The organism is Pedococcus sp. P2_A3 (genome assembly GCF_056405035.1).
In genome coordinates this window covers 75973-90303 of record NZ_JBFUCW010000015.1, presented here as the reverse complement: position 1 = coordinate 90303, position 14331 = coordinate 75973, and the positions used below count along the sequence as shown (strand labels likewise).

The window sequence follows — 14331 nt, the reverse complement described above, 5'->3', positions numbered from 1 at the left end:
TGAGGTCATGGCAACGGCCCCCGGAGATACCCACATGCTTGCGCAGCGGGCTCTCCGAGGGCCGTTCGTCACGAACCAGGTCCGGTCAGTACCAGTGCTTCCGGCCGCCGATGGCGCGACCGGTGCCACCCAGGATGGCCAGGATCAGGCCGATCACGATGAGGATGGCGCCGATGGTCACCAGGATCTTGAGGCTGGCGACCAGCAGGCCGAGGATGAGCAGGATGATGCCGAGGACGATCACGTGGAACTCCTTCTGCTTTCGGGGGATGCAAACACTCCACCTCACCACACATCCGGCAAAAACACACGTTGACCTGCGTAAACAACCTGCCAGTGTGGCCTGAGGGGCGGGGTGTGCCGCCTGCGACCGGTGAGCGATAGTCTCGGCTGGGTCGCACAGCGTGGTGCGGCGGCACAGCCGAACGACCTGCGGTGCCCGAAGATCTAGTGAGGATGAAGTCGACAGCCATGTCTGCGTCGCTGGAGCAGTCCCGTCAGCAACTCCTGCACACCGCCGCTGAGCGCGCGGACCACGCGGGCGGTGAGGTCGAAGAGTTCCTGCGCACGTACTACCGGCACGTGGCGACCGAGGACCTCCTCGCCCGTGCCCCCGAGGACCTGCTCGGCGCGGCGATGGCCCAGCGCGAGCTGGCCAAGGACCGGCCCGTCGGCACCGCGAAGGTCGAGGTCTTCAACCCCGAGATCGAGGAGCAGGGCTGGGCCAGCGGGCACACCGTGGTCCAGATCGTCACCGACGACATGCCCTTCCTCGTCGACTCCGTGAGCGCCGAGCTGCAACGCATGGAGCGCGCCGTGCACCTGGTCGTGCACCCCACCATGCGGGTGCGCCGCAACGCCGCGGGGCAGCTGGAGGAGGTGGTCCTCGGTGACCCCGGCACGGCTGCTGGTGGGACGGGCGAGAAGAGCGCGGAGGACGGTTTCGGACTCGTGCGCGAGTCGTGGATGCACCTCGAGATCGACCGGGACAGCAGCGCCGCCGACCGCGCCACGATCGCCGACGGGCTGCGCAGCGTCCTGGGCAACGTGCGCGAGGCGGTCGAGGACTGGCCCAAGATGAAGGCCACCTGCTCCCAGGTGGCGCGCGACCTCGTCGACTCGCCGCCGACCGGCATACCGCAGCAGGAGGTGGAGCAGGCGCGCGGTCTCCTGGAGTGGTTGGCAGACAACCACTTCACCTTCCTGGGCTACCGCGAGTACGCCCTCCACCGCGGGCCGGACGCCGACACGCTCGAGGCCGTCCAGGGCACCGGACTGGGTCTCCTGCGCTACGACCCCACGGGTGAGGGGGTGCTGCTGAGCGAGCAGGYCAGGGCCGTCGCGCGCGCTCGCGAGCTGCTCATCATCACCAAGGCGAACTCGCGGGCGACGGTGCACCGCAACACCTACCTCGACTACGTCAGCGTCAAGCAGTTCGACGACGCCGGCGAGGTGACGGGGGAGAAGCGCTTCCTCGGGCTGTTCACGTCCAGCGCCTACACCGAGTCGGTGACCCGGGTGCCGGTGCTGCGTGACAAGGTCGCCGCGATCTTCCAGCGCACCGGGTTCCTGCCCGACTCGCACTCGGGCAAGGACCTGCTCGAGGTGCTCGAGAACTACCCGCGCGACGAGCTCTTCCAGGCCGAGGAGGAGTCCCTCTACGACAACGCCACCTCGGTGCTGCACCTGCAGGAGCGACGCAAGACCAAGCTCTTCCTGCGCCGCGACCGCTTCGGACGATTCGTCTCCTGCCTCGTCTACATCCCCCGCGACCGCTACAACACGGGTGTCAGGCTCAAGATGGAATCCATTCTGCGGCAAGCCTTTCCGGGTGCCACGGTGGACTTCACGACGCGGGTCTCGGAGTCGGTGCTCGCACGGCTGCACTTCGTCGTGCGCGTGCCGTCGGGCGAGTCGATCCCGTCGATCGACGAGGCCGTGCTCGAGCGCCAGCTCGTCGACGCCACCCGCACGTGGGAGGAGGACCTCGGCGAGGCGGCTCGCGCGGAGCACGGCGAGGAGGCGGCGGCCCGGCTGTCCGGCCTCTACGGACGGGCCTTCCCCGAGGCCTACAAGGAGGACTTCACCTCGCGGGTCGGCGTGGCCGACATCCGCCACATGGACGCGCTCGAGAGCGACGACTCGACCGGCCTGAACATGTACCAGGAGCCCGGTGCCCCCGCGAACGAGCGCCGGTTCAAGCTCTACCGCCGCAGCCCGCTGTCGCTGACGCAGGTGCTGCCGATGTTCACCCACATGGGCGTCGAGGTCGTCGACGAGCGCCCCTACGAGATCTCCCGTGGCGACGGCGTCGGCCTCTGGGTCTACGACTTCGGCCTGCGGGTGCGCGACGACAAGGTGTGGACCGCCGACGGTGGTAGAGACCGGCTGCGGGAGCTGTTCCAGGACGCCGTGGGCGCGGTGTGGCACGGGCAGGCCGAGTCCGACGGATTCAACGCGCTCGTGCTCGGCGCCGGGCTGACCTGGCGCCAGGTGGTCATCCTGCGCACGGTGGCCAAGTACCTGCGCCAGACCGGGTCGACCTTCTCGCAGGACTACGTCGAGTCCGCTCTGGTCTCCAACCTGCGCCTGGCCGGCAAGCTCGTGGCCCTCTTCGAGGCCCGCTTCGACCCGAACCGGTATGCCGGTGAGGCCGGTCCGGAGCGCGAGGCCGCGCAGGGCGAGCTCTGCGACCAGATCACCAGGGACCTCGACGAGGTGAAGAGCCTCGACCACGACCGCATCATCCGCGCGTTCCTCGGGGTCATCACCGCGACGTTGCGCACGAACTTCTACCAGGCGGACTCCGCGGGAGCGGCGAAGTCGTACGTGTCGATCAAGCTGAACCCGAAGAAGGTGCCCGACCTGCCGGCCCCGCGGCCGCAGTTCGAGATCTTCGTCTACTCCCCGCGTGTCGAGGGCGTGCACCTGCGCTTCGGCCCCGTGGCTCGCGGCGGCCTGCGGTGGTCAGACCGCCGTGAGGACTTCCGCACCGAGGTGCTCGGGCTGGTCAAGGCACAGATGGTCAAGAACGCCGTGATCGTGCCCACCGGCTCCAAGGGCGGGTTCTACGCCAAGCAGCTGCCCGACCCGACGGTCGACCGTGACGCGTGGCTCGCCGAGGGCATCGGCTCCTACAAGGTCTTCATCTCCGGGTTGCTCGACCTGACCGACAACCGCGACGGCTCACGGGTCGTGCCGCCCCCGTCGGTGGTGCGCCACGACCCCGACGACTCCTACCTCGTGGTCGCCGCCGACAAGGGCACCGCCACCTTCTCCGACATCGCGAACGGCGTCGCCCAGTCCTACGGCTTCTGGCTCGACGACGGGTTCGCCTCCGGTGGCTCGGCCGGCTACGACCACAAGGCCATGGGCATCACGGCCCGTGGTGCGTGGGAGTCGGTCAAGCGGCACTTCCGCGAGATGGGGCACGACACCCAGACCCAGGACTTCACCGCCGTCGGTATCGGCGACATGTCCGGCGACGTGTTCGGCAACGGCATGCTGCTGTCAGAGCACATCCGGCTGATCGCGGCCTTCGACCACCGCCACATCTTCATCGACCCCAGTCCCGTTGCGGCGAAGAGCTTCCCGGAGCGCCAGCGGCTCTTCCAGCTGCCGCGTTCCTCGTGGGCCGACTACGACACCTCGCTCATCTCGGCCGGTGGCGGGGTCTTCGACCGGGCGCTGAAGTCCATCGCCATCACCCCCGAGATGACCGAGGCGCTGGGCCTGCCCAAGGGCGCCACGTCGATGACGCCGGCGGAGCTGATGAAGGCGATCCTCCAGGCGCCGGTCGACCTGCTCTGGAACGGCGGGATCGGCACCTACGTGAAGTCGGCCGGCGAGAGCAGCACCGACATCGGCGACCGCGCCAACGACGCGATCCGGGTCGACGGTGGCCAGCTGCGCTGCAAGGTCGTCGGCGAGGGCGGCAACCTCGGCCTCAGCCAGCTGGGGCGCATCGAGGCGGCCCTGCACGGCGTGCGCGTCAACACCGACGCGATCGACAACTCCGCCGGCGTCGACACCTCCGACCACGAGGTCAACATCAAGATCCTGCTCACCTCGTTGGTCAAGTCGGGTGACATGACGCTCAAGCAGCGCAACACCCTGCTCGCCTCGATGACCGACGACGTCGCGGCCCAGGTGCTGCGCGACAACTACGAGCAGAACGTGCTGCTGGGCAACGCCCGCGCCCAGGAGCACCCGATGCTCCCGGTGCACCAGCGGCTGATCCACTGGTTGGAGGAGCGCGGCGACCTCGACCGGGCCCTGGAGTTCCTGCCGAGCGACACCGAGATCGACCGACGCTTCGCCGACGGCCTGGGCCTGAAGTCGCCCGAGTTCTCGGTGCTGGTGGCCTACGCCAAGCTGGCCCTCAAGGAGGACCTCCTGCCGTCGGAGCTGCCCGACGACCCGTGGTTCCAGGCGACCCTGACCGACTACTTCCCGGCCGCCCTGCGTGAGCAGTTCGCGGGTGAGCTGGCGGAGCACCCGCTGCGCCGCGAGATCATCACCAACTCGGTGGTCAACTCGATGGTCAACCGCGGCGGCATCACGTTCGCCTTCCGGGCGATGGAGGAGACCGGCGCGACGCCGGAGCAGATCGCCCGGGCCTTCGTGGTCTGTCGCGAGATCTTCGACCTGCCGAGCTTCGTCCACGAGGTCGAGGCCCTCGACAACGTCGTGTCGACCGACGTGCAGAGCCAGCTCTACCTCGAGTTCCGGCGGCTGATCGACCGGTCGATGCGCTGGTTCCTGACGTCCCGGCCATCGCGGCTCGACGTCGCCAACGAAGTGGCGCGGTTCGGCGACGTCGTGCGCGAGTTCGCGCCGCAGATCCCCGAGCTGCTCAAGGGCGCCGAGCTGAAGAGGTTGCAGCGCAACGCGTCCGCCCTCGAGAAGCTGGGGGTGCACGAAGACCTGGCGATGCGCTCGGCCAGCCTGCTCGACCAGTTCTCGCTGCTCGACATCGTCGACATCGCGACCGACACGGGGGAGTCCCCGGTCGACGTGGCCCCCTTGTACTTCGTCCTCTCCGAGCGGTTCGGCATCGACGGCATGCTCACCCGTGTCACCAACCTCCCGCGGGACGACCGGTGGGACGCGTTGGCGCGCGGTGCCCTCCGCGACGACCTGTATGCCGTGCTGGAGAGCCTCGTGCGCTCCGTCATCGACGCCTCCACCTCGGGTGCGGCGCCGCTCGCGCGGTACGAGGAGTGGGCCAAGGCCAATGCCGAGAACCTGGCGCGGGCCAAGACGGCGCTCAGCGGTATCGAACGCCTCGACAAGCCCAACATCGCGGCGTTGTCGGTCGCCCTGCGCACCCTGCGCTCGGTGATCCGCTCGGGCGCGGCCACGTCGTAGCAGTCCCGGCCCTCGAGGCCTGCGCGGGCTCCGCGCTCAGCTTCGGCGCTCAGTTTCCGAGCGCGGCTCCGAGCACCAGGACGACCACGAGCAGGGCGAACACACCCAGTGCCACCCAGAGGCACCCCATGCCGGGGCGCGGCTGCTTGGTGAAGCCGATGTTGCCTCGGGCGAACTGGTGCATCGGCGAGGCGTACCAGACCTCGACGACCTGGCCCGGTGCCACGCTCGTGTCGATCCCGGCCTGGCCGTAGGTGCGCATCCACTGCGCGTCGACGTCGATGTGGTTGGGCCCGGCATAGACGGGGAGGTCCTGCACGCCGTAGCGCGAGGGCGCGGGATAGCCGTTGATCCGCACCCGGGGGGTGAGCGCGTTGGCGGTCATCATCGACCCCTGGATGGTGAGCCGGATCGTGCCCAGAGCGGGCTGGGCCGGCTGGGTGGGTGGCACGGGCGGCGGTGTCGGAGGCACGGTCATGGTGGCCGAGAGTAGGGCGAAAACGGTCCGGGGTGGGGCGAAACCGCACAGATAGAGTGGCCGCGTGGCCGACCAGACGACTCATCCGCAGGTCCTGCTGCTGACGCGCTACCCGGTGAAGTCGATGGGTGGGGAGACCCTCACCAGGGTCGAGGTCGGGGGTGCAGGGCTGGACGGCGACCGGGAGTGGGCGGTCTACGCCGCCGACGGCAAGCTGGCCAGTGGCAAGCACTCACGACGCTTCCGCAGGATGGACCCGGTCTTCGACGTCACTGCCGCACAGCGCGCCGGGGACACCGTCGTGACCCTGCCGGGCGGGCTGGAGGTGGCCGTCGGGCAGGGGAGGGCGGACTCGGCCCTCTCGCGGCACTTCGGTGAGCCGGTCACGGTGCGAAGGGAGGGCGACGTCCAGCACCAGGACGCCGCGTCCTTCTCCCTCGTGGGCAGCGCCACCCTCGCCGAGCTGGGTCGGCACGAGRGCGACGGACGCCCACTCGACCCGCGGCACCTGCGCGTGAACGTCGTGGTCGCCACCACCGAGCCGTATGCCGAGGAGTCGTGGCTCGGACACGACGTCACCATCGGCACCGTGCGGCTGCGGGTGAGCGAGCCGATCGAGCGGTGTCGGATGGTGGGGGTCGCGCAGGTGGGGCTGCCCGAGCGGCCCGGGATGCTCCGGGCCATCAGTGAGCACCACGACCTGCTGGCGGGCATCTACGCGTCCGTCCTCGAGCCCGGCACCATCGCCGTCGGCGACGTCGTCGTCCCCACCTGACCGCGTGGCCTTCGCCACCGACGCCGCCACGGCGACGTGGTTCGGGGTCTTCGACCCGGAGGAGCTCAGCCTCGCCTGCGGCCGGAGGCCAGGGCCAGGAGGTCGGTCAACAGGCCAGTCTCGTGCAGGATCGTCGCTGCTGACAGGTGCCGCCCACCCGTCGAGCAGGGCGGTCCGCGCCCGCGATTAGGCTTCCCGCGTGCCCACCCTCAACGAGGTGCTCCAGTCCGCCACCGATCTCGCTCCCGCAGAGGTCGAGTGGTTGCAGCTGCTCGTCGGCGACTGGCAGTTGATCTCCGACCTCTCGTTCGGCGACCTCGTGCTCTGGGTGCCGGGGGGTCTCGAGGGCTGGCTGGCGGTGGCGCACGTGCGCCCCACCACCGGCCAGATGGTGTTCTTCGAGGACGTCGTCGGTCGGCGCACCCACCGGGGACGGCAGTCGCTGCTCGACCAGGCCTACCTCGACCAGCGGATCGTGCGCGAGAAGGACCCGATCTTCCGCGACGACATGCCGGTGCGCGAGGAGGCCATCCCCGTGGTGAGGGAGGGCCGCGCGCTCGCGGTGATCACGCGGCATACCAACCTGGCGGCGATGCGGACGCCGAGCCGGCTGGAGCTGACCTACCAGGCGCTCGCCGACGCGTTGGCACGGATGATCGCGGCCGGGGAGTTCCCGAACACCTCCGCGCCCACCGGGCAGCGGCGGGGCGCGCCGCGCGTCGGCGACGGCGTGATCCGGCTCGACGTGAACGGGATCGTGTCGTATGCCAGCCCGAACGCCCTCTCGGCCGTGCACCGGCTGGGCCACGTCGGCGACGTCATCGGTGAGCTGCTGGCCAAGGTGGTCGCCGACCTCCTGCGCGACGAGTCCCCGGTCGACGAGTCCCTGGCGCTCGTGGTCACCGGTCGTGCCCCGTGGCGCACCGAGGTCACCTCGCGCGGCGCGAGCGTGTCGATGCGCGCCATCCCGATCACCGAGGGCGGCATCCGGGTGGGTGCGCTGCTGCTCCTGCGCGACGTCTCAGAGCTGCGCCGCCGTGAGCTCGAGCTGCTCACCAAGGACGCGACGATCCGCGAGATCCACCACCGGGTGAAGAACAACCTCCAGACCGTCGCCGCCCTGCTGCGGCTCCAGGCCCGGCGGCTGCCCGAGGGCGAGGCCGGCCGGGTGGCGCTGGAGGAGGCGGTGCGTCGCGTCGGGGTGATCGCGCTGGTGCACGAGACGCTGAGCCAGGGTTTCGACGAGATGGTCGACTTCGACGACATCGCGGTGCGGGGGCTGCAGGCCATCACCGAGGTCGCCAAGATCGAGCACCCGATCACCTCCCAGGTGACCGGGTCGTTCGGCACACTGCGGGCCGAGGACGCCACGGCGCTGGCGATGGTGCTCTCCGAGCTCGTCCAGAACGCCGTCGAGCACGGTCTCGCCGAGACCGGCGGGGGCACCGTCCACATCGAGGCGCAGCGCACCACCGACGACCGGGGCGACGAGCTGCTCACCGTGACGATCACCGACGACGGGGCCGGCCTGCCGGCTGACTTCAAGCCGGGTGGGTCGGGGCTCGGCACCCAGATCGTTCAGTCGCTGGTGCAGGACCTGCGGGGTCGGATCACCTGGGACGCAGCAAAGCCGCGCGGTACGCGGGTGCGTTTCATCGCGCGGCTTCGGCCACTGGGGAGGGACAACGCCTGACGGCGGTCCCGGTCTTCTTGAGTTGTGGTGCGGCGTGGGGGCCGCCGACGGGTCGGCGGGAAGGGGCCTCGGTCAGCCGGCGCGGCGGGCGCGGGCGTTGCGGCGCTTGAGGGCGCGGCGCTCGTCCTCGGACATGCCGCCCCAGACGCCGGCGTCCTGGCCGGACTCGATGGCCCACTTCAGGCACACGTCGACAACCGTGCAGCGTCGGCACACAGCCTTGGCCTCCTCGATCTGGAGGATGGCCGGGCCGGTGTTCCCGATCGGGAAGAACAGCTCGGGGTCCTCGTCGAGGCAGGCAGCGCGGTCGCGCCAATCCATGAAGGGTGCTCCTTGTAGTGCAGGGGGATTCGCATCCGTGTGGTGGGCCCTGGGGTTGCGGACCTCACGGCACGGACGCGTCATTGCGGGGGTGTGCGGGGGGTCGTGCACCTGAGCAAGTCAGGACCGAACGGCATAGCCTACTCGACCCATTTCCACACAGGGTGAAACGCGTGCGCACCCATTTTGGAGGGGTTGACGCACTTCTGCCAACGGGTTGCCCGGTGTTTCTGTTCCAGCCTGACGCATCAGACCCGGAATCAACACCCTGAGCACGAGATTTCGGGTGGGTAACACTGAGGTGTTGGTCACATGTCGGACAGCCCGCGTCAGGTGAGCCGGCTCCCCGACCATCGTGACCGTCGGTATGCCGCGTGCGCCTGCTCCGCGCCTGCACCTAGCCTGAGGGGCGTGACAAGTCCGGCCCCCGCCCCGTCCCGTCCGCGCGACCCGTTCCGTGCGGTGGCCGCCGGGATCTGTGCCCTCCATGCGCTCGCCCTGCTGGGGTTCGTCGTGTTCTACCTCTGGGAGCTGACCCAGGACTCCGCCGCCGACGTGGCGAGGGTCGTCATGTCGGCCCTGTTGATCCTCGTCTTCGCGGTAGGGATCGCGGTTCTGGCCCGCGGGTGGCTGCGCGGCGACAACTGGCCCAACACCCCCACCGTCGTCTGGAACGCGCTGCTGCTCCCGGTCGGCTGGAGCCTCGTGCAGAGCGACCACGGGCTGGTCGGTGCGCTGGTCATCGGCATCGCCCTGGTCGGCATCGTGGCGGCCATCCGCGCCGACACGACCGACGAGGACCCGGCCGAGGGTCCGGCCGAGGGCCCGGCACCGGGCTCGACACAGGGCCGGGCAGGGGGCGCGGTCAAGGACTGACCCGGTCAGGCGGCCTCGTCGGCTGCCGTGATGCGGAGCATGACCCGCTGGGGTGCTCCTCGGCGGATCAGCCGCTCGATCCCCAGGACGAGGCGGTACTCGAAGGGGTACTTGGTTCCCATGACCGAGTCGAGCCGGTACATCGCCTCGCGACCTTCGACGACCTCGGCGACGCCGGGGACCGGCGGCACCGAGGTGTCGACGTTGCCCCGTCGGCTCGAGGGACGCAGCGTGATCCGCTCGTCGTTGCGCAGGCGCTTGACCTTGCCGCTCCCGGACGGGGTGGTCACGATGAGCGAGTCGCCGTCCTTCCCGATCCAGACGGTGGTCTCGACGGCGGCGCCGGACTTGCGGAACGTCGTGAGGCAGACGAACTTCTCGTCACCGAGGGCGGCCAGGTCAGGGGGGAGGGTCACCACCTGACCGTAGTCGAGCCGACCTGGATCGGCACCGCGACCCCGGAACGCACGTGGTAGCCACGGCCGGGTGGTGCCGCCCGGTCCACCGGAACCCGGGTGCCGAACAGGTCGGCCGCGGTGACGCTGGTCGGCCCGAGCAGGACGCCCGTCTGGCGGCGGGCGATGGCGACCGCCAGGCCCCGGTACTGCACCGACAGGGCGTCGGCCTCAGCTCCTATCACGACGAGTCAGCCGTCTCGGTCGACCAGGCCGGCCACCTGACGCAACGCCGGGTCGAGGGGCGTGTCGAGCAGCTGGTCGGCGTCGTCCACCACCACGGCGAGATCCGGTGCCCGGCGCCGTAACGCGACCAGCGCGTCAAGCCCACCCGGCCCGTCGACGAAGAGAACGCGCGGGTCCCGGCGTAGCGCCTCCCACGGGGTGGAGGGTGAGGCGACCACGCAGAGCGGACGACCCCGGGTCAGCAAGCCCGTCGCGACCGTCACGAGCGTGGTGCTGACGCCCGAGCCACGTCTCCCGAGCACCGCCCACTGTCGCCCGTCGCGGGAAGGACTCAACCCGCGCGGCTCCAGCTCGTCACCTCCGATCCCCACGAGCACCAGGTCGTCGTCGACGGTCCCCGGCGACGCCTCCTCCAACGACCGCAAGGACACGTGCTCCGGCAAGGCCTCCACGCGCCATGGGCGTCGTTGCGGCCGGCCGCTGGCGGCGTGCGTGGGCGAGGCGGCGAGCGTCGAGACCTCGGGGACGGACGGTGGCACGGCGACCTGGAGCTCGGTGCCGTCGCGGAGCAGGCCGCGGCCGGGCGGCGGCGCGGCAGGCACCGACCTCGCAGGGATGCCTGCCAGCAGGACGTCGGTGGGATCGTCCATCCGGAGCACGACCCGATGGGTCATGACCGACGCTGCCCGCCCCACGAGCAGGGACCTGTCTCCTGCGAGCACGGCGGTCAGCCCGAGGCCGGCGCCCTCCCGGAGCAGCCCGAGGAGCCTGGCCGTGAGCTGCCCTCCGTGGTGGTCGTCGGGCTGCGTGAGGAGGTCCCAGTCGTCCACGAGCAGCAGCAGGGCGGGCGGGGCGCCCAGGGGGTCCGCGGCGCCACTGCCCCCAGGACGGACGACCCGAGGTGGTGAGCTGCACCCGGCGCCCGGCCAGCTCCCCGGCCAGCCTCGACACGAGCCGCTCGAGGTGGCCCGGTGCGTCGACGCCCACGTGCGCTCCGCAGTGCGGCAGGGCGGTCACGGCTGCGAGCGACCCGCCACTCACGGCATACAGGTGGAGGTCGTCCGGACCCATCGTCCGCGTCGCGGAGCCCGCGACGGCGAGGAGGGCGGTGCTGCGTCCGCTCCCGGTGCCACCCACGAACCCCCAGTGGCCCGGCTCGTCGAGGGCCACCTCGAGCGGCGACTGCCGCTGGAGGGCGGGTTCGTCGACGAGACCGATGGCGAAGCGGGACGGATCCGGACCCTGCGGCAGTGCCCCCAGCTCCAGCCGCTCGGGAAGGGGCGGGAGCCACGGGCTGGACGCGGGCCGCGCACCGGTGAGGTCGACCGCCGCCGACACCGCGTCCACCACGGCCGACAGGTCGGTGGGGGCGTCGTCGTCCGGCGCGGCCTCGGGCCACGGCGCTGGGGCCACGCCCCACGGCAGCCGACGCACACGGATGCCGTCGGCAGGGCCAAACGTGGTCCGGGCGGTGGCGTGGGCCGTCTGGAAGGCGGTGACCGGACCACCCGCGACGCGGGCGAGGGCGCGGCCAGGGAAGCGGCTGTCGACGGCGGCGGCGTCGGGCACGTCGATGACGTCCACCGAGTCGGACCGGTCGCGCAGCCGCAGGCCGATGCGCAGGTTCAGGTTCGCCTTGAGGTCGGCCGTCACCACCCCTGCGGGACGTTGGGTCGCGAGCACCAGGTGCACGCCGAGCGAGCGGCCGAGGGACGCCACGGCCACCATGCCGTCGATGAACCCGGGCAGCTCCTCCGCGAGCGCGCGGAACTCGTCGATCACGATGACCAGGCGGGGGAGCGGGTCGGTGGCAGAGACCGGGGAAGACTGGTACGCAACGAAGTCCGGCACGTGCGCGGTCGCCAGCACCCGTTCCCTGCGTTTGAGCTCGGCCCGCAGGGAGGTGAGCGCTCTGGCGGCAAGCAGCTCGTCGAGGTCGGTGACCACGGCGGCGACGTGGGGGAGGGGTGCGCATTCGCGAAATGCGGCGCCACCTTTGTAGTCGATGAGGATCATCGAGAGGTGCTCCGGCCGGTGGTGGACGGCCAGTGCAGCCACGAGCGTGCGCAGCAGCTCGGACTTGCCCGCGCCCGTGGTCCCTGCCACCAGCGCGTGCGGGCCGTCGGAGGCGAGGTCGACGCGAAAGCTGGCTTCCCCCGTGTGGCCGACCGGCACGGAAGTGCTCTGCGGGTGCTCCGCCCACGAGCATGCGATGGTCGTCCCCCACGGCTCGGCCTCCGTGAGACCGAGCAGCTCGCCGAGCCCGAGCCGGTCGGGAGGTGAGCCGGCCGTCGCACCCGGGGTCGCGTCGCGCAGAGGGGCGAGGGCGCGGCTCAGGCGGTCTGCCCACCACGGGCCGACCCGGTCCACCACCAGGGGCGCGGACGGAGCGCCAGGGAGGTGCAGCAGAGACCTCGGGGTGTCGAGGTCCAGGACGGCGCGGCACTCGGACGGCAGGCCCGACCTCTCGTCGGCGACGGCCACGACGCAGATGCCCACGGAGGGACCGTGCTCGAGCAGGACGGTGAGGTCGGGAAGCCCTCGCAGGTCGAGACCTCCGTCCAGCACGACCAGGGTTCGTGGTCCTCCGGAGACCTCGTCCCGGACGTCCTGGTGGGTGGCTCTCTGCCGGACGACAGCCGCGAGCTCGCCGATGCCGATCCGTACGACCTCGGTCTCGCGCGGGTCGGCGCGCTCCACTGCCAGCAGCCAACCGCGGCGCGGGCGCCCGTCGGCGGCGCGGACGTGGGGCAACCGCCCGAGCCACGTCCATGCCGGGTCGACGCCGCCAGACCCCGTCACCAGGACCAGCTCGAGGTCGAGCGGCGAGTGGAGGGTGGCGAGCTGGCCGATGACACCGCGCAGGGCCCCCAGGACCGCGGCGCGCTCACCGCAGAAACCCGTCACCCCCAGGTCGGCGAGTGGGACAGCGCACGGGACACGATGCAGCAGGGGGTGTTCGGCGACGTCGGCATCGGAGTTCTGCACCTTCAACGAAGCGGGGGTGCTCCACCACCCGACGCTGACGGTGAGCGCGTCCGGGTCGTTGCGGCGGCGTTCCCAGAGCTGGGCCGTGGGTGTCGTGGCGACGGCCAAGGTCTGCGCGGGGTCGGGGAGGTCCCTGGCCCGCTGCCGGGCCTCGTCATGGCAGGCAGCTCGCAGGCGCGCCTCGGCGTCACGACGCTGACGCAGGTATGCCGCGTGCTCCGCGGCATACCTGCGTCTGCCCGTGAGCCGATCACCGATGACGTTGCCTGCCAAGAGGATCGGGCTCATGACGGCAAAGGCGAGCATCATCGGACCGAAGACCAGCGCCATCACCCCCGCGACCGGGAGGGGGAGCAGCATGGCCACCCACGGCACGCGGGGGGCGTGCGCGACGGCTGGCGGGGTGGGCAGCGTGATCGTGCGTGCAGGCAGGGTGCCCGAGAGGCGCGGGCGGCGGTTGACAGCGATGCTGCCGTCGCCTCGGGGTGCCACCACAGCCGGCACGCCCCCTCCGGCGCGAAGGACGAGCAGGGTGTCTCCGACGCGGACGGTGGCCCCGATGGCCGCTGGGTGCGGGTCGGCGCCGACCCGGACTCCGTCGAGCTCGGTGCCGTTCGTCGACCCGGCGTCGGCGACGCTGATGGAGTCAGCATCCACGCTGATGACGGCGTGGACCCGGGAGATCCGCGGGTCGTCGATCACGACGGCCGCCTCCGAGCCCCGACCCACGGTGTGCACTCCGGGGACGAGCTCGATGCTGCGGCCGGCGTCCGGTCCGTGGGTGACCGAGAGTGTCACCGGCGAGCGGGGGGCTGCGGGACCCGGCGAGGAGGAGGCGGCGGGCTGGATCGCGAGGGTGAGGGCGGCGCCGTCGACCAGCGGGTGCGTCCCCACCACGGCCGCACTCGCGACCAGCGCGCCGGACACCGAGATCGATGTCGCGTGGTGGCGACCCCAGGGGTCCAGGGTGGCGAGAGCGCTGGCCAGCTGCCCGGCGGTGGACCCGGCGGCCGCCACCACCTCGACCTCCACCGGCTCGGGGGGTGGTCCGCCGCCTGGTGGGCAGAAGAGGACGGTGAGCTGGAGGCGCATCCGTCGACGGTAGGAGCGGCCGATCGCCATCGTCGCCCATCATCCACAACTGTGGACGAGCGACATCAAACAAGCACCAACGCGTCTAACCTTGCGC

The 14331-nt window shown here is 71.1% G+C and carries 11 protein-coding genes; 4 read left to right on the top strand and 7 right to left on the bottom strand.

Annotated features, from left to right (window positions below):
• Positions 1-85: 85 nt before the first annotated feature.
• Positions 86-244, bottom strand: coding sequence for a DUF6131 family protein (locus tag AC1DX8_RS13185; RefSeq protein ID WP_477630376.1), 159 nt, complete (start codon positions 242-244; stop codon positions 86-88).
• Between the two features lie 227 nt (positions 245-471).
• Between AC1DX8_RS13185 and AC1DX8_RS13180 the strand changes: the two genes are divergently transcribed.
• Entirely contained in the window at positions 472-5370 is a 4899-nt protein-coding gene (locus AC1DX8_RS13180; RefSeq protein ID WP_477630375.1) for an NAD-glutamate dehydrogenase, read from the top strand.
• A gap of 49 nt (positions 5371-5419) precedes the next feature.
• On the opposite strand, the gene AC1DX8_RS13175 is transcribed toward AC1DX8_RS13180, so the two are convergent.
• Positions 5420-5848, bottom strand: coding sequence for a hypothetical protein (locus AC1DX8_RS13175; RefSeq protein WP_477630374.1), 429 nt, complete (start codon positions 5846-5848; stop codon positions 5420-5422).
• A gap of 64 nt (positions 5849-5912) precedes the next feature.
• Between AC1DX8_RS13175 and AC1DX8_RS13170 the strand changes: the two genes are divergently transcribed.
• The gene (locus AC1DX8_RS13170; RefSeq protein ID WP_477630373.1) at positions 5913-6623 is read left to right on the top strand and encodes an MOSC domain-containing protein; all 711 of its coding nucleotides are present in this window, start codon (positions 5913-5915) and stop codon (positions 6621-6623) included.
• Between the two features lie 199 nt (positions 6624-6822).
• A complete protein-coding gene (locus AC1DX8_RS13165) occupies positions 6823-8316 on the top strand; it encodes a sensor histidine kinase (RefSeq protein ID WP_477630372.1) in 1494 nt (497 codons plus the stop codon).
• 72 nt (positions 8317-8388) lie between these two features.
• Here the strand turns inward: AC1DX8_RS13165 and AC1DX8_RS13160 are convergent, their stop codons facing one another.
• Positions 8389-8637 carry a WhiB family transcriptional regulator gene (locus AC1DX8_RS13160; RefSeq protein WP_056922793.1) on the bottom strand — a complete coding sequence of 83 codons (249 nt, stop codon included), beginning with the start codon at positions 8635-8637 and terminating at the stop codon, positions 8389-8391.
• Positions 8638-9048: 411 nt separating this feature from the next.
• Between AC1DX8_RS13160 and AC1DX8_RS13155 the strand changes: the two genes are divergently transcribed.
• Positions 9049-9513: a hypothetical protein gene (locus tag AC1DX8_RS13155; protein ID WP_477630371.1), complete on the top strand. Its 465-nt coding sequence runs from the start codon at positions 9049-9051 to the stop codon at positions 9511-9513.
• 5 nt (positions 9514-9518) lie between these two features.
• Here AC1DX8_RS13155 and AC1DX8_RS13150 read toward each other — a convergent pair whose 3' ends face one another.
• From AC1DX8_RS13150 to AC1DX8_RS13135, 4 genes are read right to left on the bottom strand one after another with little or no spacing between them, the layout of a single operon-like run.
• Positions 9519-9929: a PPOX class F420-dependent oxidoreductase gene (locus tag AC1DX8_RS13150; protein ID WP_477630370.1), complete on the bottom strand. Its 411-nt coding sequence runs from the start codon at positions 9927-9929 to the stop codon at positions 9519-9521.
• Positions 9926-10153, bottom strand: a complete 228-nt coding sequence (locus AC1DX8_RS13145; protein ID WP_477630369.1) for a hypothetical protein — start codon at positions 10151-10153, stop codon at positions 9926-9928. The genes AC1DX8_RS13150 and AC1DX8_RS13145 overlap by 4 nt, the downstream gene beginning before the upstream one ends.
• 6 nt (positions 10154-10159) lie before the next feature.
• Complete coding sequence (locus AC1DX8_RS13140; protein ID WP_477630368.1) at positions 10160-10456, bottom strand: hypothetical protein; 297 nt, start codon at positions 10454-10456, stop codon at positions 10160-10162.
• A gap of 52 nt (positions 10457-10508) precedes the next feature.
• Entirely contained in the window at positions 10509-14234 is a 3726-nt protein-coding gene (locus AC1DX8_RS13135; RefSeq protein WP_477630367.1) for an FtsK/SpoIIIE domain-containing protein, read from the bottom strand.
• Positions 14235-14331 lie beyond the last annotated feature (97 nt).